Source organism: Nocardiopsis ganjiahuensis DSM 45031, from assembly GCF_000341085.1.
GTDB lineage: Bacteria > Actinomycetota > Actinomycetes > Streptosporangiales > Streptosporangiaceae > Nocardiopsis > Nocardiopsis ganjiahuensis.
The window spans coordinates 1-18,504 of the sequence record NZ_ANBA01000002.1 but is presented as its reverse complement, the minus strand read 5'-3'; the positions used below and the strand labels follow the sequence as shown (position 1 = coordinate 18,504).

The 18,504-nt window shown below is 68.2% G+C and carries 17 protein-coding genes and 1 pseudogene; 7 read left to right on the top strand and 11 right to left on the bottom strand.

All coding sequences use genetic code 11. The annotated features are described in order from the left end of the window. The first annotated feature begins 19 nt into the window (after nucleotides 1-19). The gene (locus D458_RS0100700) at nucleotides 20-1,912 is read left to right on the top strand and encodes a calcineurin-like phosphoesterase C-terminal domain-containing protein (RefSeq protein ID WP_083936203.1); all 1,893 of its coding nucleotides are present in this window, start codon (nucleotides 20-22) and stop codon (nucleotides 1,910-1,912) included. Nucleotides 1,913-2,005: 93 nt separating this feature from the next. On the opposite strand, the gene D458_RS0100695 is transcribed toward D458_RS0100700, so the two are convergent. The 5 genes from D458_RS0100695 to D458_RS0100675 form a co-directional block, all read right to left on the bottom strand. Further along, on the bottom strand, nucleotides 2,006-2,392 hold the full coding sequence (locus D458_RS0100695) for a VOC family protein (protein ID WP_017584799.1): 387 nt from the start codon (nucleotides 2,390-2,392) through the stop codon (nucleotides 2,006-2,008). Nucleotides 2,393-2,582: 190 nt separating this feature from the next. Further along, nucleotides 2,583-4,382, bottom strand: a complete 1,800-nt coding sequence (locus D458_RS0100690) for an ATP-binding cassette domain-containing protein (protein WP_017584798.1) — start codon at nucleotides 4,380-4,382, stop codon at nucleotides 2,583-2,585. After that, the gene (locus D458_RS0100685; RefSeq protein ID WP_239647865.1) at nucleotides 4,372-6,108 is read right to left on the bottom strand and encodes an ABC transporter ATP-binding protein; all 1,737 of its coding nucleotides are present in this window, start codon (nucleotides 6,106-6,108) and stop codon (nucleotides 4,372-4,374) included. The genes D458_RS0100690 and D458_RS0100685 overlap by 11 nt, the downstream gene beginning before the upstream one ends. Nucleotides 6,109-6,593: 485 nt before the next feature. Then, a complete protein-coding gene (locus D458_RS0100680; RefSeq protein WP_017584796.1) occupies nucleotides 6,594-7,064 on the bottom strand; it encodes a hypothetical protein in 471 nt (156 codons plus the stop codon). Nucleotides 7,065-7,112: 48 nt separating this feature from the next. Continuing rightward, nucleotides 7,113-7,994, bottom strand: coding sequence for a LysR family transcriptional regulator (locus tag D458_RS0100675; protein WP_017584795.1), 882 nt, complete (start codon nucleotides 7,992-7,994; stop codon nucleotides 7,113-7,115). An 82-nt stretch (nucleotides 7,995-8,076) separates the two neighbouring features. On the opposite strand from D458_RS0100675, the gene D458_RS0100670 reads away from it, so the two are divergent. Beyond that, entirely contained in the window at nucleotides 8,077-8,811 is a 735-nt protein-coding gene (locus tag D458_RS0100670; RefSeq protein ID WP_017584794.1) for an SDR family oxidoreductase, read from the top strand. Between the two features lie 93 nt (nucleotides 8,812-8,904). On the opposite strand, the gene D458_RS0100665 is transcribed toward D458_RS0100670, so the two are convergent. Next, nucleotides 8,905-9,156: a PLD nuclease N-terminal domain-containing protein gene (locus tag D458_RS0100665; protein WP_017584793.1), complete on the bottom strand. Its 252-nt coding sequence runs from the start codon at nucleotides 9,154-9,156 to the stop codon at nucleotides 8,905-8,907. Between the two features lie 617 nt (nucleotides 9,157-9,773). Here D458_RS0100665 and D458_RS0100660 point away from each other — a divergent pair. Next, the gene (locus tag D458_RS0100660; RefSeq protein WP_239647863.1) at nucleotides 9,774-10,487 is read left to right on the top strand and encodes a YwqG family protein; all 714 of its coding nucleotides are present in this window, start codon (nucleotides 9,774-9,776) and stop codon (nucleotides 10,485-10,487) included. Nucleotides 10,488-11,082: 595 nt separating this feature from the next. Here the strand turns inward: D458_RS0100660 and D458_RS32740 are convergent. Beyond that, nucleotides 11,083-11,934, bottom strand: a complete 852-nt coding sequence (locus tag D458_RS32740; protein WP_152521023.1) for a hypothetical protein — start codon at nucleotides 11,932-11,934, stop codon at nucleotides 11,083-11,085. A 224-nt stretch (nucleotides 11,935-12,158) separates the two neighbouring features. On the opposite strand from D458_RS32740, the gene D458_RS0100650 reads away from it, so the two are divergent. Continuing rightward, entirely contained in the window at nucleotides 12,159-12,362 is a 204-nt protein-coding gene (locus D458_RS0100650; protein ID WP_017584790.1) for a pentapeptide repeat-containing protein, read from the top strand. Between the two features lie 213 nt (nucleotides 12,363-12,575). Here the strand turns inward: D458_RS0100650 and D458_RS0100645 are convergent, their stop codons facing one another. The 4 genes from D458_RS0100645 to D458_RS0100630 all read right to left on the bottom strand — a co-directional run bounded on the left by D458_RS0100645 (nucleotide 12,576) and on the right by D458_RS0100630 (nucleotide 16,346). Continuing rightward, nucleotides 12,576-13,739 (bottom strand): oxygenase MpaB family protein, encoded by a 1,164-nt coding sequence (locus D458_RS0100645; RefSeq protein WP_017584789.1) that lies wholly within the window; start codon nucleotides 13,737-13,739, stop codon nucleotides 12,576-12,578. Between the two features lie 18 nt (nucleotides 13,740-13,757). Continuing rightward, nucleotides 13,758-14,810, bottom strand: a complete 1,053-nt coding sequence (locus D458_RS0100640; RefSeq protein WP_017584788.1) for a polyprenyl synthetase family protein — start codon at nucleotides 14,808-14,810, stop codon at nucleotides 13,758-13,760. Beyond that, complete coding sequence (locus tag D458_RS0100635) at nucleotides 14,803-15,048, bottom strand: hypothetical protein (RefSeq protein WP_040702084.1); 246 nt, start codon at nucleotides 15,046-15,048, stop codon at nucleotides 14,803-14,805. The genes D458_RS0100640 and D458_RS0100635 overlap by 8 nt, the downstream gene beginning before the upstream one ends. A gap of 1,046 nt (nucleotides 15,049-16,094) precedes the next feature. Further along, the gene (locus D458_RS0100630) at nucleotides 16,095-16,346 is read right to left on the bottom strand and encodes a hypothetical protein (RefSeq protein WP_152521022.1); all 252 of its coding nucleotides are present in this window, start codon (nucleotides 16,344-16,346) and stop codon (nucleotides 16,095-16,097) included. A gap of 9 nt (nucleotides 16,347-16,355) precedes the next feature. Between D458_RS0100630 and D458_RS32735 the strand changes: the two genes are divergently transcribed. From D458_RS32735 to D458_RS32730, 3 genes and pseudogenes are all read left to right on the top strand, one after another. Further along, on the top strand, nucleotides 16,356-16,796 hold the full coding sequence (locus D458_RS32735) for a TRM11 family SAM-dependent methyltransferase (RefSeq protein WP_017584785.1): 441 nt from the start codon (nucleotides 16,356-16,358) through the stop codon (nucleotides 16,794-16,796). Between the two features lie 83 nt (nucleotides 16,797-16,879). Further along, nucleotides 16,880-17,227 (top strand): annotated as a pseudogene (locus D458_RS35165) (tyrosine-type recombinase/integrase); the annotation flags it as partial. 511 nt (nucleotides 17,228-17,738) lie between these two features. After that, nucleotides 17,739-18,504: ice-binding family protein (locus D458_RS32730; RefSeq protein ID WP_017584782.1), on the top strand; the 766-nt coding region annotated here is incomplete at its 3' end.

Genomic DNA, 18,504 nt, shown 5'->3' with positions numbered 1-18,504 from the left:
GTCTCGGAGAGCAAACCGCATGCTCACGACACACCCCCGACCTGTGCCGACACCGCCTTCCCCGCGGGCGCACCGTGCCCTGTGCGCCGTACTGACCGCCTCGACGGCCGCCGCCCTCACCCTCGTGCCCGCCTCGGTGGTCGCGTCGCCCACGGTCGATCCCGCCGCCTCCGACTACCGCGGCGGGATCGAGGTCGTCCCGGCGTCCGACGGTCCCACCGACGACTCGGTGGTGACCGGCAGGGTCTTCGTCGACACCGACCAGGACAGTGCCGGCGGCAGTGACGAACCCGGCCTGGCCGGGGTCATGGTCACCAACGGCCGTGACGTGGTGCTGACCGACGACGAGGGCGGCTACGAGCTGCCCGCCTTCGACAACATGACCGTCTCGATCACCCAGCCCTCGGGCTACCAGGTGCCGCTGGACGAGTACAACATCCCGCAGTTCCACTACAACCACCTGCCCGAGGGCTCCCCGGAGCTGCGCTACGGCGGTATCGAACCGACCGGCCCGCTGCCGTCCGCGATCAACTTCCCGCTCGTCGAGAGCGAGCTGACCGCCGCCGAGGCGCAGAGCTGCGTCATCGCGGGCGACCTGCAGACCTACACCCCGGAGGAGGTGGAGTACGCGCGCGCCGGGGCCATCAAGGACCTGTCCGAGCGCGACGACTACGCCGGCTGCGGCACGCTGTTCGTCGGTGACGTCGTCGGGGACGACCTGTCGCTCTACCCCGACATCAAGGAGCTGGTGGCCGAGACCAACGGCCCGGCCCGCTTCCTACCCGGCAACCACGACCTGGACTTCGACGCCCCCGGCGCCGAGCACTCCTTCGACACCTTCCGCGCGCAGCTGGCACCCGCGTACTACTCCTACGACGTCGGCAACGCGCACGTCGTCGCCCTGAACACCGTCGACCACCCGTGCACCGCGGGGGCCGACAGCCCCGAGGGCATCGAGGAGCACTGCGACCCCGGGGACAGCCCGTCCTACAACGGCCGCATCAGCGACGACCAGCTCACCTGGCTCGAACACGACCTGGCCAACGTCGACCGGGACAAGCTCGTCGTCGTGGCCGGCCACATCAGCCTGCTCAACTACGTCGACGAGGGCTCCCCGGTCCACCAGGTCGACCAGGTCGCCCGGGTGCACGAACTCCTGCGGGGCCGCAGCGCCGTGGCGGTGTCCGGCCACAGCCACACCATCGAGAACCTCAGGACCGGCGACGGCGTCGAGGGCTGGCGCGACCTCTTCGGCGTCGAGGGCCTGCCCTTCCCGCACATCACCGCGGGAGCGATCTCGGGAGACTGGTACTCGGGCGAGGTCGGCGACAACGGATACCCGACCGCGCTCGGCCGCGACGGGGGCCGCCCCGGCGTGGTGACCCTGGACGTCGAGGGCAGCGAGTTCCAGGAGCGCTTCACCGTCACCGGAGAGCCCGACGACGTGCAGACGCAGCTGGGCGTCAACAGCCCCACCTACCGCACCTGGTTCGAGGAGCGCCAGGAGTGGAACTCCGACCCCGTCGGTGAGGCGCCGGAACTGGACGAGCCCCTGGTCCTGGACCGCGCCGACCTGGACGGGGGCAGCTGGCTGACGACCAACGTCTTCTTCGGCTCCACCGGCTCGACCGTCGAGGTCAGCCTGGACGGCGGCCCGGCCGAGGACGCCACCCGCACCCAGCAGATGACGGGGGAAGCGGTCAACGTCGGAGCCGAGTACTCCGACCCGTACGCGGTCTCCCAGCAGCTGGTCCACGGCGGCAGTGTCGCCGACCGCACCATGCACCTGTGGCGGTTCGACCTGCCCGGCGACCTCGACGCCGGTCAGCACATCGCCGAGGTGACCGTGACCGACCCCTACGGCCGCGAGTTCACCGACCTCCTGGAGTTCGAGGTCGTGGACCTGCCGTAACCGGTCCCGTCCCACAGGAGGGCCGCCACCCGCCCGGGTGGCGGCCCTCCGCGCTCGCGAGCGCGGAATGATCCAAAAAACAGGGCCTGGGGGTCAGGGGCGGCGGGAGGCGAGGACGCAGAACTCGTTGCCCTCGGGGTCGGCCAGGGTCACCCAGCTCGCATCCCCCTGACCGACGTCGGCGTGGCTGGCGCCCAGGGCGAGCAGCCGGCGGACCTCCTCGTCCTGTTCCCGGTCGGTGGGGTCGACGTCGATGTGCAGGCGGTTCTTGACCGTCTTGCCCTCGGGCACACGCGCGAACGTCAGCACCGGCGGCACCGGTCCGGAGCGGTCCTCACCGTCCGGGGCGGGGCCGATGGTGACGGTCCCGTCCTCCTCGTCCACGTCGTGCACCTCGTAGTCGAGGACCGAGCACCAGAACCGGGCGAGTTCCCGGGGGTCGGCGCAGTCGACCGCGAGCTCGGTGAACCTGCTGGCCATGTGTGGATCTCCTGTTCCTCAAGGGTTGGAAGGGCAGGGCTCGAGGGCCGTGACGACCACGACCGCCTCGGCCGGGGGCCGGTGCCCCGGTGGACCCGCCGCCGGGGCGGAGCTCCGGAACGGGACGCACGACGATCGTTCCGGAAACCTCCCCGAGCCGGAGCCTGTGGGAAGGGGCGGCACCCACCCGTCACGTCGCGGTCCGGTAGGCGCGGGCCTGGATCCCGTACAGCTCGGCGTAGCGCCCGCCGAGCGCGACGAGCTCCTCGTGGCTGCCCTGTTCACACACCCGGGCCCCGTCCATCACGACGATGAGGTCGGCCATGCGCACGGTGGAGAAGCGGTGCGAGACCAGGAGCGTGACGCGGTCGCGGTCCCTGAGGGCCCGGGCGCGCTCGGCGTACCGCTCGAACAACAGGTGTTCGGTCTCGGCGTCCAGGGCGGAGGCGGGCTCGTCCAGAAGCAGGAGCAGCGGCTGGTCGCGCATGTAGCCGCGGGCGAGCGCGACCTTCTGCCACTGCCCCTCGGACAGTTCGGCCCCCTCGGCCCAGGTGTTGCCGAGCTGGGTGTCCAGCCCCCGGTCGAGCCCCTCGACCAGGGTGCGGGCGTCGGCCCGCTCGACCGCCCGGTCGACGGCCTCCTCGTCCTCGGCCCTGGCCAGGTCGCCCACCCCGACGGACAGCCGCAGCGGGTACTCGAAACGCGCGAAGTCCTGGAAGGCACCCGAGAGCCGTTCGCGCCAGGCGTCGGCCGGCACGTCCGCGAGGGGGACGCCGTCGACCAGGATCCGCCCGGAGTCGGGTTCGTACATCTTCGCCAGCAGCTTGACCAGCGTGGACTTGCCCGCGCCGTTCTCGCCGACGACAGCCACCACGGCCCCGGCGGGCAGGTGGAGCGTGACGTCGTCCAGAACCCGCCGGTCCGTTCCGGGGTAGGTGAACGAGACCCCGTGCAGGGTGATGCCGGAGCGCATCCGGTCCGGGGGAGGGGCCGGGCTCCGTCCGGCCGCCAGGGAGGACAACTCCTCCAGCCACAGCAGGCGGCGCCCTCCCTCCAGCCAGATGGTGCGCAGGAAGTGGACCTGGCCGAGCGTCTCGCCGAGGTACTGGGCCAGACGGCTGCCGGCGGTGAGCAGGAGGACGACCTCGGCCGCCGAACCGCCGTTCAGCGCGACCGCGGCGACGGCGCCCGCGAACGCGCCGCCGAAGACCGTGAGCGCGACCGACTGCCACACGGTGGTCGTCCAGCGGGCCCGGGCCAGGGCACGGTGGCGTTCGGCCCAGGCCCGGTGCCGTCCCTGACGGACCCGGTCCCGGGTACGGGAGACGCGCAGTTCGCGCCCGGGGGAGGCGTTCGTGCCCAGCAGGAAGAGGTGCCGGGCCAGCCGCTCGTGGTGGCCGAGCCGCTCCTCCAGGGTGTGTTCGGCCCCTCCGCGCCAGTGGGAGACCAGGGCGATGGGCACGGCGAACAGGCCCAGCAGGCCCAGCAGGGGGTGGACGGTCATCAGCAGGGAGACGGTCAGAACCAGGCGCAGGACGGCGCCGACCGCCTGGAACAGGTACTGGTAGACCTCGCTCAACGTGTCCGCGTGGTCGCGGACGAGCTGGGCGCGGTTGACGTAGGAGGGGCGTTCGTGGTGCTCCAGGGAGGGGATACCGCTCTGGAGCCGGACCACGTGCGCCTCCATGAACACCGCGGCGCGGTCGGCGAAGCGCCGGTTGGCCCGCTCGCTCAACAGCCGCAGCAGCCAGCTCGTGACCGCCAGCGCGCCCAGGAGCACGGCGGCGGCGACCACGCCGGCCTGGTTCCCGGAGAGCACGGCGTCGGCGAGCAGCGCCAGGGCGGCGGCGATCAGGACGTCGGGCAGGGCGGCGCCGACCGTCGTGGCGAACGCGACGGCGATGAGCCCGGGGGAGGCGCTCCAGCCCAGGCGCAGCGTACGGCGCAGGCCCCGCCAGGAGGAGGGGAGGGGGTGGTCCTCAGCCGGCACGGTCGGCTCCGTCCTGTTCGTCGTCGAACCGCGTGTTCGCGTCGAGCGGTGTGCCGTCGTCGAACCGTGCGGCCTGGAGCTCGAAGAGCCGTCTGTAGGTGCCCCCGAGGGCCATGAGTTCGTCGTGGCTCCCGAGTTCCACGACCCGGCCCCGGTCGATGACGCAGATCCGGTCGGCGCGGCGGACCGTGGAGAAGCGGTGGGAGATGAGGACGGTCGTGCACCCCCGGGTGGCCTCCAGGACGCGGTCGAAGACCTCTGCCTCGCCGCGTACGTCCAGCTGGGCGGTGGGCTCGTCCAGGACGATCACCCCGGCTCCCCGGTTCACGGCGTGCAGGACCCGGGCCAGGGCGACACGCTGCCACTGCCCTCCGGACAGGTCGGTGCCGTTCTCGTATCCGGGGGAGAGGATCCGGTCGAGGCCGCGCAGGTCCGCGGCGCCCGCCGTGGTCAGGGCCTCGATCACCTCCTCGGGGGCGGCGCCCAGCGGCGCCACGTTGTCCCTGAGGGAGAGCTCGTAGCGGACGAAGTCCTGGAAGATCGCGCTGGTCCGGCGGCGCCAGGACTCCAGGTCCAGGTCCCTGAGGTCCGTGCCGTCGACCTCGATCCTTCCCGAGACCGGATCGTAGAGGCGGCACAGGAGCTTGACCAGGGTCGACTTCCCGGCGCCGTTGACCCCGACCACGGCCAGCGAGCTCCCGGCCGGGACGGTGAGGTCGAGGCCGTCCAGGACCGGCTTCGACATACCGGGGTAGGTGAAGGCCACGTCGCGGAACCTGATCCCGACCGCCGGCATCCCCTCGGCCGGGGTCTGCCCGGAGACCACGCCGCGGACCGCGCTGCCCGAGGACATCGTCCCCTCCACACGTAGCACCGACGCGACCCCGTCGGCGGCCAGGGACAGGGCCCAGTTCAGCCCGCCGAAGGCCAGCGCGCTCGCACCCACCGCCGCGTAGGCGAAGGTGCTCACCTGGCCCAGACCGACGGCGCCCGAGGCGGCGTCCCGTCCCAGGGACCAGAAGAACAGCCCTCCCGAGACCGCCAGGACCACCACGGCCCAGCGCATCGGCTTCTGCCGCAGCCGGGTGGCGTGCCATCGCAGTTCGACGAGGGTCCGGCGGTCCGAGGCGAAGCGGTCGGTCAACCAGCTCGCGAGGCCGAAGAGCCGGATCTCCTTGGCGGCGGGGGAGTCCACCGCCAGCCGGTAGGAGTACTCGGCGCGGCGCTGGGCGTCCAGGACCTCCCCCGTGTTGCGGTCCCACTGCGAGCTCTCGCGGAGCAGCCAGTGGGTGGAGAGCCAGGCGCCGCCCACCAGGAACGGCGCCCACCACGCGTAGGCGGCCAGGACCACGGCCTGCGCCAGACCCGAGACCGCCTCCACCAGGCCGCCCGCGATGATGCCCATGGACAGGTGCAGGGGAGGACCGGTCATCCCGAGGTCGAAGTCCCGGGCGGAGGTCAGCTCGTCCATGTGCGCACGGTTCTCCAGGTGCGCGACACCCTCGGGGGCGCCCGCGGCCACGAGCAGGCGGTCGTGCAGCCGGTCGGAGACGTACGAGCCCAGCAGCGAGCCGACCTGGTTCTGCAGCGGTGTCAGGACCTGCATCAGGACGAAGACGGCGCCGATCAGCAGCAGCGGTGTCAGCAGGGGGCCGTTGTCGGCCACGGCGCCGATGAGCACCCCGACCGCCACCACGAAGGCGGCGGGAAGGACCCCCTGGAACACGATCAGGGCCCACCACAGGGCCGTCAGCCCCGGACGGGACCGCCACAGGGTGGCGAAGAAAACCCATTCCCTCCGTGCTCTGAGCAGGACCGTCGGGCTGCGCTTTCCCGGGTTTCCCCTTCTGTCGGGGACAGGTTCGTCGGGGGCAGGGTCGGACACCCTGTGCACCAGCCTTTCCTGTGTCGGACGGCGATTCGGAGGAAGACCGCCTTGAAGGGGTACCGGTATCGGAAAAGACAGGCATGGCGGATCAGCGCCGCAGCGGATCGGCGGTGTGGAACCTATCCCCGGTCCCAGTGGGGGGTCAAGTCATTTATGCGGAACCAGCCGTAGGGGTCAGGCGCCTCGAAGGACAAGCGAAATCCAGGCACACCTTTCGGGTGTTCATCGGGGCGGAGTGCGTCTGTACGGACGAGGAGACGCAGCGGGGCCGAGCGGAAACCAGGTCCAGGGGCATTCCCTGCCGACCGGAGGCGGAGCGCGACTCAGGAAATCATCTTCCCGTAGTTCTCCGAGAAGTCCTGAGCGATTTCCCGGATCGCGGGATCCCTGCTCCCCGAGGCCTGCTCGACCACAACCCCCAAGGCCTGCCATGCTCCGACATCGGCCAGCACGCAGCAGACCGATCGGTAGTCCTCGACATCCTCACGGCCTGTAGCCCTCCTGGCCACCTCGACGAATCGGGAGGGTGAGATGTCCTGACGGGCCGCACGGATCGCTTCGCCGGCCTGCTTCAGCCACCCCGGCGACAACGACAGGTCGACAAGGATCTCGAGCAGCCGGGGAACATCCTCAGGAAAGTCGCGCAGAAACTCCAGGGCGACAGAGCGATCCCAGACCGAACCGTTGAGCAACGCCCCCGTCAGGATCTCAGGGCGTGAGGGCAGGCGGTTCACCTCGGCACGGCGCCGAGCGACCTCCTGCTCCAGTTCCACCAGCGAGCGCCATTCGTCCATTTCGTCGCTCCCCGTCAATTCCAGAGCCCTTTCCCATGGTTTCCCAGTTCACCCCGGCGGATGAACAGGCGGCGCGGTGCCGCGGAGCCCGGCTGCCGAGCGGACGAGTGACGCCACTTCCCGGGAGCGGCTGCTGGGCGGCCACGCGATCACCGTGGTGGCCTCCGGTGCGTCCACGACGGGCACCGCGACGTGGTCGGGCCACTGCCAGGCGCGGCTGGAGGCGGGGATGACCAGCAGTGTCCTGCCGAGCGCCACGAGCTGGGCGAGCTGCGACTGGGTGCGCACCTGCGGTCCGGGCCCGTCCGGATAGGACCCGTCGAGCCGGGGCCAACGGGCGATCGGCAGGCCGGGTACATCGCGGACCTCCGCCAGTGTGAGCTGGTCGCGCGAGGCGAGCGGATGCCCGGCCGGAAGAAGTGCGATCTGGCCCTCGACCAGGAGGTCCTCGGTGTCGAACCCGGTGAGGTCGTCGAACGGCCGGTGCATGAGGGCCACGTCGGCACTCCCGTCGCGCAGGAGCCGGGCCTGCTCACCGACCTCGCACAGAAGGACCTCGACCGGTGGTGCGCCGGGCTCGTCCGCCAGCACGCCGAGGAGGCGTTGCAGGAGCTCGTGAGAGGCGCCGGCCTTCGTCACCAGCACCAGCGGCCGCTTCGAGTCCCCGGCCCGCTGTGTCCGACGCGCGGCGGCCGCGACCGCGTCGAGGGCCGCCCGCGCCTCCCGGAGCAGCACCTCGCCGGCGCCGGTGAGCGCCGCGCCACGGCGGTCGCGGTCCAGGAGTCGGACACCGAGCCGGTGCTCCAACTGGCGGATCGCACGTGAGAGCGGCGGTTGCGCGATCCCGAGCCGAACCGCGGCACGGCCGAAGTGCAGTTCCTCGGCGACGGCCACGAAGTACCGGAGCTCGCGGGTTTCGAGATGGTCCACAGGCGGAGCCTACCGCCTGATACCGGGCCGGTATCAGAGCTTGCCGAACCAGTCTTGGACAACGACCGTGCGACTCACGAGCATGGACCGTGTGAACGACACAAGGGAAACGAAGACCGCGCTGATCACCGGTGCGAACAAGGGAATCGGCTTTGCCGTCGCCCAGGGCCTCGGATCGATCGGATTCACGGTCGCGGTGGGCGCACGGGACGGCGCCAGGCGGGAGGAGGCCGTCGAACGCCTGCGCGGCACGGGCGTCGACGCCTTCGGGGTCGCCCTGGACGTCACCTCCGACGACAGCGTCGCCGCGGCGGCGAAGACCGTCGAGCACACAGCGGGAAGGCTCGACGTGCTCGTCAACAACGCGGGCGTCTCCGGACGCACCGACGGCGGGGCGCAGGACCCGTCCACACTCGACCTCGACGTGCTCCGTGCCGTCCTGGACACGAACGTGTTCGGGGTGGTCCGGGTCACCAACGCGGTACTCCCGCTGCTGCGCCGCGCGGACTCGCCGCGCATCGTCAACATGTCGAGCAACATGGGCTCGCTGACGCTGCGGACCGGACCGGTCCTGGCCGCGTACGCACCGTCCAAGTCGATGCTCAACAGCATCACGGCACAGTACGCCCGCGAACTCGCCGACACGAACGTCATCGTGAACGCCGCCTGCCCCGGCTACGTCGCGACCGACTTCACCGGTTTCAACGCGCCGCGCACACCCGAACAGGGCGCCGCGATCGCGATCCGGCTCGCCACCCTGCCGGATGACGGACCACGCGGCGGCTTCTTCGACGACGAGGGCGCCGTCCCCTGGTGATCCCGGACGGACAGGGCGGAGCCGTCTCGTGCCGCTCGCGTCAGGTTTCGCCGAAGCCGCGCCGGTAGGCGCCCCCGGGCCGGCCCGGGGGCGTCACCAGTGGCGGACCGGGGTGCGGCTGCGGCCGACGAGGAACCACAGCAGGGCTCCGATCACGGGTGCGATGACGACGAAGACCAGCCAGACGACCTTCATCCCGCCGTCGATCCGCGCGAAGAGGATGCTGAACACCGCGGCGACGACCAGCCCGATCACCGCCAGGAGACCGGCCACGAACAGCACCGCGAATCCGAGCCCGAAGTAGGTCTCCTGAGGGATGTCGGCCAGTGGGTTCGCCAGGGTCATGATCGTTGCCTCTCTGCTCGGACGGCGGCCCGTCTCTCGGCCGTCGGGGACGTTGTCCACGCTAGGAGCGGGGCACCGGCCGGAGCATCCACCGGTGGGACGTTCCGGTCGACGCCTTCGAAGGCACGGGTTCGGGGAGCGGCGTCGCCATGGTCGGTGCGCGGCACCGACTTTCGTCGGGGGTACGCGCCCGCCCCCGCAGCCCGCCCGGCCGACTCACGGCTCACCCGGCGCAGGGTGTGCGAGAAGCGGTTGACCACATCAGCACCACCGGAGACCCGAGCCGGGGATGGACCTAGGAGACCAGGTCAGGTCGATCGTGCTGGGTGATAACGCGCGCTGGACGGTGCGGACCGAACGCACCCGCCCCTCAACGGGGTGGACACACGTGACACCACGAGTGCCGACCTCATGTGGAGGAAGAAATGCGATTCGCTGTCGTGTTCACCTTTTCGAGTGGTCCACCAAATTCTGCGAATAGCAGACGCCGATTGATGTGCGCTGCGGAGACGAAAGAAGCCTGTGTCGAGGATGCGGGTGCGCCATCCTGGACTGGGGTTTCCTTGCGGCCGGGGCCGGTGGACCATCGGATCAAAGGTCCGCTCTAGAGTGGTCCGGTGCTCGAATCTGATCCAAGGCAGCCCGAAGAAGTGTTTCCCGCGTACGCGGTCGATGTCGGCAGTGAGGTGTTGGAGCGACCGGCGCGGAACTCGATCGGTGGCTGGCCCTTCCTCGACGAGGGCCAGGAGTGGCCCGAGTGCTTCTGCGGCGAGCGGTTGGTGTTGTTCTTCCAGCTCGACCTGCCCCTGGACCTGGGGCCCTTCGGCGGGGACCACCTGTTGCTCTTCCACTGCCGTACACACGAGGAAGCCGCGATCCCGGACACGTCCGAGGACGGTCGGATCGTGCCCGAGTACTGGGACGCTCCCTACGCCGGCGAGGACCGGCCGTTCTGGCGTGTGCTGCTCCAGAGCCGGGCAGCGAAACCGTGGGCGGATCCCGAGCCGTTCTTGCGTGCTCTGCCGCTGACGTTGCGGGCCTTCACGGAGACTCTCAGCGAGCGGGGCAAGGGCGCCCAGATCTTCAAGGTGGGCGGAACGCCCTCGTGGGCGCAAGATCCCGAGCGTCACCGGTGCGCGTGCGGTGCTGAACTGGTGTACGTGTGCCAGGTCCCGGAGAGCATGGAGTTCGCCGTTGCCCCGGGCCAGCCGGAGCAGCCCGATGGTGGTGGACATGGCCACTACGGACTGTTCCTGGGCAACGAGGTCTACCTGATGGCCTGCCCGGAACACTGTGATCCAGCGGCGACATGGCCGGTGAACCAGAACTGAGCTCCGCCTGATCAAGGGCCCGGTACTCATTTCGTACCTATCTTGACTGCTTGCCTTGCTTGGTGCTCCATCGATGCGAGTTTGAAGTGAATTCAGGGCAGTCGTTTTGCATTCTAGTTTGTGACCCTTTTCGTGTGGCAATTTCCGGGCTGGATTTGCCTTCTGAAGGATCCTCAGTCAGAAATAACCCAGTGGTCATCGTCGCAGATTGGAGGCTCGTGCACGAACTTGCGTCCGTCTTCGGCTTCGACAATCAAGTAGAGGTCGTCCCGGCAGGAGGCAGGTGACCAATAACTGATCGGCCAGATCCCCCAAGGAAAGTCAGGATCATCGTAAGAAGGATAAACTTCAAGGGAAGTGCCAGGTGCTGTTGGGTAACTTGGGTATTCGGAACCTGATGGTTCGTTGGGGTCCAATCCCCTCCAATGTCGGATTGGTACATCTAGTTCATTCGTGATCAGGAAAGGATCATCGGCTCGGGTGCAGCCCGCCAAGCCGATCAGGAGGACAGACGCTAGAACGATCCGAATGAAACCGTGGACCCTCACTCTTCGTTCTCCTCCCGAGCAGGCAGTCCGGTGGGCATGTGTTGGCGCTACTGCATGACGGTGTGGTGGGGGTGTTCCGGGGAGGCGGGACAGTGGTGGAGACCGAGGGAGTAGCCGCGGCTGATGACGAGGCGCTCCAGGCCGCCCGGTTCCATGCTGTCGATCTGGAACAGGTGTTCCATGGGGGTGCCGCATTCGCACTCGATGGGGGCGGGGTCGGTGAGGCTCCAGCGGTGGTAGCCGCCGAGCTTCATGCCTCTGCGGTGGGCGAGGTCGTAGAAGTAGCTGGGCTTGGGGACTACGTGCCCGGTCTGGGGGACGTCTTCTTCCCACTCCTGGATGCGGTCGGCGAGTTCTTCGGGCAGGAAGGCGCCGGAGGGGTAGTCGGTGATCTCCTCGATGGCCAGGAGACAGGGCGGGAGCGTGTACTCCTTGGCGGCGGTGTGCGCGAGCGGTTGTTCCCGGAGCGGTCGCAGGTTCGTTGTGTCGTGTCGCGAGCGGATGGTGAGCCAGGGGGTGTAGCCGTGCCCGAAGGCGTCGGGCGGTTGCGGATGGCTGTTAGGGCACCACAGGACCTGGAGTAGTTCGGCTCCGCCGTGCAGGGCGTGTTCGTCGGGCAGGTCACGGGCGAACAGTTGGAGCACCGGCTGCAGGGCGACGGGAGCGTCGAAGTGGATTTCCTCGGCTCCCTGTGGGGCGTCGAAGTCGTAATGGAGGAAGTCGCAGGTGGGCCAGGGTTCGTCGGCGGGCCACAGCAAGGGACCGCCGACGGAGCTGTCCTGAGGTCCGGGGTTTCCCAGGTGGGGGTGGAGCAGGAGTGCGGGCGTGCCGTACTCGTGGAGTTCGGGGAACGCGGTGAGGAGTCGGTCGCGTCCGGTCGGGGTGGTGGGTCTGGGCATGGAGGGAGCCTTGATCATGGGGGCGGTGCTGTGTCGGGGGCAGGGTAGCTCTGCTGGGTGACAGCCTGGCCTGCGGTGGGCCGTGAAGTGGCTTGAGGAGGTGCCGCCACCGGGCTGTCCTCGCCGTTGCCGATCCAGACGCTCACCAGGCCTCGCCTGCGGAGTGGAAGAACCTCGCTTCAGGTCGCAGGGACCACACCGATCCGGAGTGCACTGGACTGCGCTTGATACGAGGTGAGGAGAACCTGCGAGGTGCGGACACCAAGAACACCAAGATGTCCGGCACCGACCTGCGCGGCAGCGACCTGTCCAACCTGACCGGGCCGGCCTCGCTCCACGGCGCGAAGGTGACCGAGATCCAGCTCCGGCAGTTGAGCGAGGTCATGATCCGCGATGTGGACTTCACGATCGCGGAGAGCCCGCTGTAGGCGCGGCGGCACCAGCCAGAAACGAGGGGCTTCGCCCAGAGAAACCGGGCGAGGCCCCTCGGCGCGCCATGTGTCGAGAGCGGCGAGGAATCCCCGTATACCGCTCATGGCAGCATCGGCCGACCCCGGGACGATCCGTTCCTCTTTCTCATCCCGTGCAGCACATGATGGGGCGGTCGCTGTTCGGGTCCCGGTCCCGCCAGCGGCCGTGGCTCAGGGGTGGAGTGTCAGGGGCGGTGGAGTCCAGCGGCCGGTGCGGTTGGCAGTAGAGGTGACGCCGTACTCGTCCTTGAGCTGATCGGGGATGGAGTACTGCATGACCCGGCCACGGGTGAGGGAGCTGAGTTCCAGGTGCGTGGTGAGGTGGCCGAGTCGGTCCAGGGCCCACTCTCCCAGCGGAGAGCGCTCCTCGATGCGTTCGAGGACGCCGAGCAGGGCGGGAGAGAGCTTGACGGCCGTGTCCCAGCCGGTGCGCGGAACCTCGAGCCAGTCGGCGCAGGTGTCGCCGATGAGATAGCGGATGAGAGCGGCGACCACCGGATCGAGGAAGGTTCCCGGGACGACTTCCTCGTAGAGTTCGATGAGCTGGCGGGTCAGCCGCGCCCCTTCCTCGGAAGGGCCCATGTACCTGGTCATGTACAGGTCGGAGAACTTCCGGGCGTCGTCCAGGTCAGCCGGAGCATGCTCGGGACTGATACCGAGCATCTCGCCGACGACGCGCCAGACGTAGAAGTAGGACTCCGCGCCGTCGGCCGACATGTGGATGCCCAGGCGGTGCAGTGCGTCCAGGACCTGGAGGGAAAACATCATCTGGCCACCGATCATGTCCTCCTGACAGATCGGCGTGCCTAGTGCGGCCACGTCCCAACGGCCTTCACGAAGCATGTGGTGGCGGATGGAGGCATGCAGCAGACGCACCTTCTGGACCGCCGGGACGAACCGGCTCCCCGCTTCGAAGGCGTCGGGCTGCATCAGGTAGACGGTGAACTGTCCGGTCTCGGCCATGCGCCGCGAGGGGTACTCCAGGGCGTGGGTGGCGCTGAGCAGCTTGGCCACGTGTGGAATGACGTAGCAGGCGGGCATGGCGGAGAAGGCCAGGGCGGTCGAGATGTGCACGTTGTTGTCGATGAAGAACAGCCGTGCCTTCTCCATCTCACCCCAGTCGACCCAGGCCGGTGGTGTGGAGGTGGCGTGCAGGTACTCACGGGCGACGTCCGGCAGTCCGTCGGGCAGGTCCTGGCCGGTGGTGGAGAAGTAGCGCATGAGGGTGTTGAACTTGCCGACCTCCCCGCGTTCGAACAGTGTCTCCACCGTCGCGTCGGCGAGTTCGTCTCCCAGGGGCCGCAGTGCGTCCATGGACTCTGGTGTGTAGGACATGGGATTCCTTTCGGCGGGTCAGCAACGGCGGGACGCGGCCGAGGCCACCATGCGGGAGAGGGCCGTGGCTGCTTCGGCCGGCAGGTCCGCGCGGGCGAGAACAGCGGTCGCTGCCTGGACACGCCGGGCGATCATCTCCTCGACACGGTCGAGGGCACCGGTGCGTCGCGTGATCGCCTGCACTCTCGAAAGGCCCTCGCCATCGAGGCCTCGTCGGCCGAGCAGACCGCGCAGCTCCCGGCGTTCGGTCGCGGTGGCGGCTGACCAGGTCTCGGCGAACAGGACGGTCGGCCGGTTGCCTCGTACGTCGTCCAGGTTCGACTTGCCTGTGCGTTCAGGATCTCCGAAGAGGCCCAGCAGGTCGTCGCGCAGTTGGAACGCCTCGCCGAGGGGGAGCCCGTAGGCGGTGAAGGCCTCCATCAGCGTGCCCGGTGCTCCGGCCATCGCGCCGCCGATGCGCAGGGGGTGCTCGACCGTGTACTTGGCGGTCTTGTAACGGATCACCTGGAGCGATCTGCCCGTGTCGGGTCGAGAACCGGTGCTGAGGACCTCCAGGCACTCTCCGGCGATCAGTTCCCTGGTCATGTCCGACCACAGCTCGCGGGCGCGGGAGAGGTAGGCCGCGGGCAGGCCGCAGTCGAGGAACAGCTGGGCCGCCCACGACATCAGCAGGTCCCCGGTCAGCAGGGCCAGGGCGCGCCCTCCGGCGTGGGGCCGCGCCCGACCGGTGAACGCGGTGCGCAGCGCCACGTGGGCGCTCGGCACGCCACGTCGCATCGGGCTCTCGTCGATGAGGTCGTCGTGGATGACGGCAGCGGCGTGCACCAGTTCCATCGCTGTGGCCGCCCTGACCAGAGCATCGCTGTCCGGCTGGCCCGCCGCGCGCCAGCCCCAGTAGCAGAACGCGGCGCGCAGACGCTTGCCGTCGGCGACCGCCACAGCCAGCTGCTCTGTCACCGGCAACAGGTCGGCGTCGATGGCGAGGAGCCGCTCCGTCTCCTGCCGTGCGAACTCGTGCAACGCGGAGTCCACCCGGGTGCGGAGCAGGAGCTGCTCCTCGACCTCAGACATCGCTCTGACCGGGCCGGGACACGGCCCGTCGAGCAAGCAGTTCCAGATGGGATTCGGGTGCGGGGACGTACCGCTGCAGTGCCAGCCGCCCCCGCTGCCTCAGTTCCTCCCGGCCGTCCTGGGACAGCTCCACCAGGTCCGACCGGACCATCAGCGTCCTCGCTTGTCTCAGAGCCGCCCCGATACCGCTGAACGCCAGGTCGGCCACCCCCGCCGCGATCAGCACCGGCTCACTCACGTGGTCGGCCCTCGCATCGTCACCGGCATGCGCCACAGCGTCCCCTATCTTCAGCTGACATGAAAAGAACCGCAGCAGAAATCGGACAAAAGATCCGGAGCAATCTTGGTCCGGACAATCGCATATGCGTTCAGGGGTCCTTGCATGTCAAGCATCTTGGGTAATCACGGGTTTTGTCAATGCGATGAGGCGATCTGGTCTGCTTTGGGGGTCTTCGGAAAAAAGCGGCATGTGAAGAAACCGGACAATGCAAAGAAAAGGGGGTAGAAGGAATGTGAGTAAACCGGGTCAGGCGTCCCGTGGTGAAGCAGGAGGCCGCCTCATGTTGCTCGGCCCACGGTGTCCACCCCTTCTTGAGGTCGGGGCGAATCCTGCTGAAGAAGAGGTCGAAGCCTGGAGAGGGAGCCTGGTGCGGAGCGGGCGAGTTTGGGTGAGGCGGGTGGGCCTCAAGGGCAGTAGGCTTTTCGAGTGTGTGTGCCATGTTCCGTGTCCCTTCAGTGGTCTTTGTTCATCATGAAGGCGATATGCGCGGTTCAGGTTTTTTCGAATATAATGTTTCTCTGTTTTTTCTGGCCAGGGGTTCTCTTTGTTCTTGCCGTGCGTGCTCGAGGGCGGGGCGTTCGGGGGCGGACCTGGCTGTGCGGGGCCGGCCCGCCCCCGACCGCTGGAATGAGGGTGAATTACCAGACCGACGCTGTCCCTCCCCCTGTCCAGCATCAGCGGACTTGATCCGACGACAGGTGGTTGATCCACTGTGTCAGCCGTTTTGTCCCGCAGGTTGAGGCCGGCTGTGCCAGCCACAGCGCACTTGGAGTAGCACTGTGATGAGCCACGACCGGTAGCAACCGGGTCGGGCGGACTTCTGTCAAGCACTCGGAGTGGGACCGGGCCGGTGTCGACCGCCTTGTGGCCCGGACGGACAGAACACTTCCAGGACACCCGCTCCTGCCGAGGAGGCAGGCACCGGCCACGGGAGCCAGGTCCGGGCCAGTGCAGCGGTCGACACCCACCCTGCCGGCTGGCTCCAGACCAGCCGATGTCCACACTCACAGTGGGTATGCGGCCGATCCGACCTCGATGTCGTCGAGGAGGTCGTCCAGGTCGTCCTCTTGGGGCACCGATCGGGCGGGCCTCATCGACTGCGGGAGCGTCGGCTGCGAGAGCAGGCGTCCGGCGACGAGGAAGAGCCCGCCATTGGCCACGAGGAGGAGGCCGATGAGGAGGAGTCCCGCGCTGGGCATGACGAAGTTCGCGGCGTCGAACGCCTCGACCGGTACTCGCGGTTGTCGGTGGAGCACCCAGCCAAGATGCTGCCGGAGATCGCCCGCCACGCCATCGCCGCCTACACCCGGCCTGGGGAGGTGGTGTTGGACCCGATGTGCGGGATCGGTACCACCCTGGTCGAGGCCGCACACCTGGGCCGGAGTGGGGTGGGGATCGAGTTGGAGCCCAAGTGGGCCTCCATCGCCCGGCTCAACCTGGAGACCGCGCAGGTCCAGGGCGCCACCGGGCAGGGGCAGGTCCACACCGGCGAGGGCGCCGAGACCGCCGCGGCTTTGACGCCGACCTCGTTGGTAGACCGGGTGTCGTTGGTGTCCCGGTCCTCGTTCTTCCAGTTGATCGAGACCCGCCGGTTGGGCAAAGAGGGCTGCCCGGTGCACCTGATCCAGCACGAGGACGTGCTGGTCTTCACCGACCCTGACCCCTACTACCAGCAGCACACCAGTGGCGAAGGGCAGGCGGTATGAGACGGACCAACCCGGACCACAACACCGATAACGAGCAGGGGAGCGGCCTCTACCTGCCCGAGCAGGGGTTCTTCACCGATGCCGCGGGCCCGGAGTGGTCGGATTCGGGGTCGGTGTTCACCCGCTAGAACCGGCAGGGGTGGTTGCCCTCACATGTCAGCGACTGGTTCTCCCGCATCGCCCGAGCGGCCGGGCTCTCGCCGATCACGTTGCACGGGCTGCGTCACGGGGCGGCCTCGATGGCGTCGGCCGCGGGAACGGACGTGAAGGTGGTCTCGGCCGAGCTGGGTCACTCCACCACGCACTTCACCCAGGTCACCTACCAGAGCGTGTTCCCGGACGTGGTCAAAGCGGCTGCCGAGGCCACCGCCGCCCTGCTACGCGGAGCATCGGTACCGGCTGAGGTGGGTGGTTTGGTGCCGGTGCGGTAGCCGGTTCAGGAGAGCACACCAGGAGCCGCAGGAAGGGCACAGGCCCCAGGCAAACAGACTGGTTCACCCGTTCTGGCCTGGGGTTTTCTCGTGTCCGGCGTCTGTGGACCATTGGATCAAAGGTCCCCTGACCGGTTCAATTCCCGGGGAGATTTCCCCTTCAAGCGGTGCCGCCCTGATTTTTTGTACCTCTCATACTTTTCATCCGTCAATTAAAAAGATATAACCCACAGTTTCGGAATGGGAAGCTTCAAATCACTCCGTATGCACACATCGAGAACTATTGGTAAGTCGGCCTCAGGTGGACGCCGCCTTTTTCTTTGTGCGGCGGTTCGGTGCTGGGATTCGGGAGTATCTGTGTACAGTCCCTGTGGGCGGGCCCCAGGCTTCCTCTCGTGCCTGGGATCTGTTCGGGTGACATTTGAATATTGAAGATGCATGGCTAGGAAGAGAGTCGCCATGTGTGTTTCATCTTCGGCCTAAATTCCAATCCAAGGATTCGGTGTCTTACATGCAAGATATCTCTGTCCGGGCTTACCGGTTTTCGCCTCTGGCGGCGGCTGGATTTGCCCTCCTGCTGGTCCTCGCCGTGCTGGGTCTCACGCCGACCGGTGCGCAAGCGCAGCCGGAGCCGGTCGAACTCGGCACCGCAGACAGCTTCGCTGTCCTGGCCGGCCAAACAGTGACCAACACTGGCCCCACGGTTGTCACCGGGGACCTGGGTCTGCACCCGGGTACCGCGGTGACTGGATTCCCTCCGGGGGCCGTCAACGGATCGGTGCACATCGCGGATGCCGTCGCGCTCCAAGCTCAGTCCGACCTGACCACCGCCTACAACGATGCCGCTGGCCGTCCTGCGACCGCCAGCGTCTCCGGTGACCTCGTGGGGCAGACATTCACTCCCGGCGTCTACAACGCCAGTTCGTCGCTCGGCCTGACTGGCACAGTGACGCTGGATGCCGAGGGGGATCCTGACGCGGCTTTCATCTTCCAGATCGGCTCCACCCTCATCACCGGGTCGGCCAGTGAGGTGGACCTGATCAACGGTGCTCAGGCATGCAACGTCTTCTGGCAGGTCGGGAGTTCGGCGACGCTGGGAACGAACTCCACTTTCGTGGGCAATGTCCTTGCTCTGACCTCGATCAGCGCGAACTCGGGTGCCACTGTCGACGGTCGTCTGCTGGCTCGTAACGGGGAAGTCACGCTGGACAACAACGTGATCCAGAGGGCCGACTGTGCCGACGACGGGAACGGAGATGGCAACGGTGACGGGAACG

What these genes read in the sequence shown, in the direction of transcription:
- D458_RS0100700 (WP_083936203.1), top strand. Translation starts at nt 20, where the DNA reads ATGCTCACGACACACCCCCGACCTGTGCCGACACCGCCTTCCCCGCGG.
- D458_RS0100695 (WP_017584799.1), bottom strand. Translation starts at nt 2,392, where the DNA reads ATGGCCAGCAGGTTCACCGAGCTCGCGGTCGACTGCGCCGACCCCCGG.
- D458_RS0100680 (WP_017584796.1), bottom strand. Translation starts at nt 7,064, where the DNA reads ATGGACGAATGGCGCTCGCTGGTGGAACTGGAGCAGGAGGTCGCTCGG.
- D458_RS0100670 (WP_017584794.1), top strand. Translation starts at nt 8,077, where the DNA reads ATGGACCGTGTGAACGACACAAGGGAAACGAAGACCGCGCTGATCACC.
- D458_RS0100665 (WP_017584793.1), bottom strand. Translation starts at nt 9,156, where the DNA reads ATGACCCTGGCGAACCCACTGGCCGACATCCCTCAGGAGACCTACTTC.
- D458_RS32740 (WP_152521023.1), bottom strand. Translation starts at nt 11,934, where the DNA reads ATGCCCAGACCCACCACCCCGACCGGACGCGACCGACTCCTCACCGCG.
- D458_RS0100645 (WP_017584789.1), bottom strand. Translation starts at nt 13,739, where the DNA reads ATGTCCTACACACCAGAGTCCATGGACGCACTGCGGCCCCTGGGAGAC.
- D458_RS0100640 (WP_017584788.1), bottom strand. Translation starts at nt 14,810, where the DNA reads ATGTCTGAGGTCGAGGAGCAGCTCCTGCTCCGCACCCGGGTGGACTCC.
- D458_RS32735 (WP_017584785.1), top strand. Translation starts at nt 16,356, where the DNA reads ATGCTGCCGGAGATCGCCCGCCACGCCATCGCCGCCTACACCCGGCCT.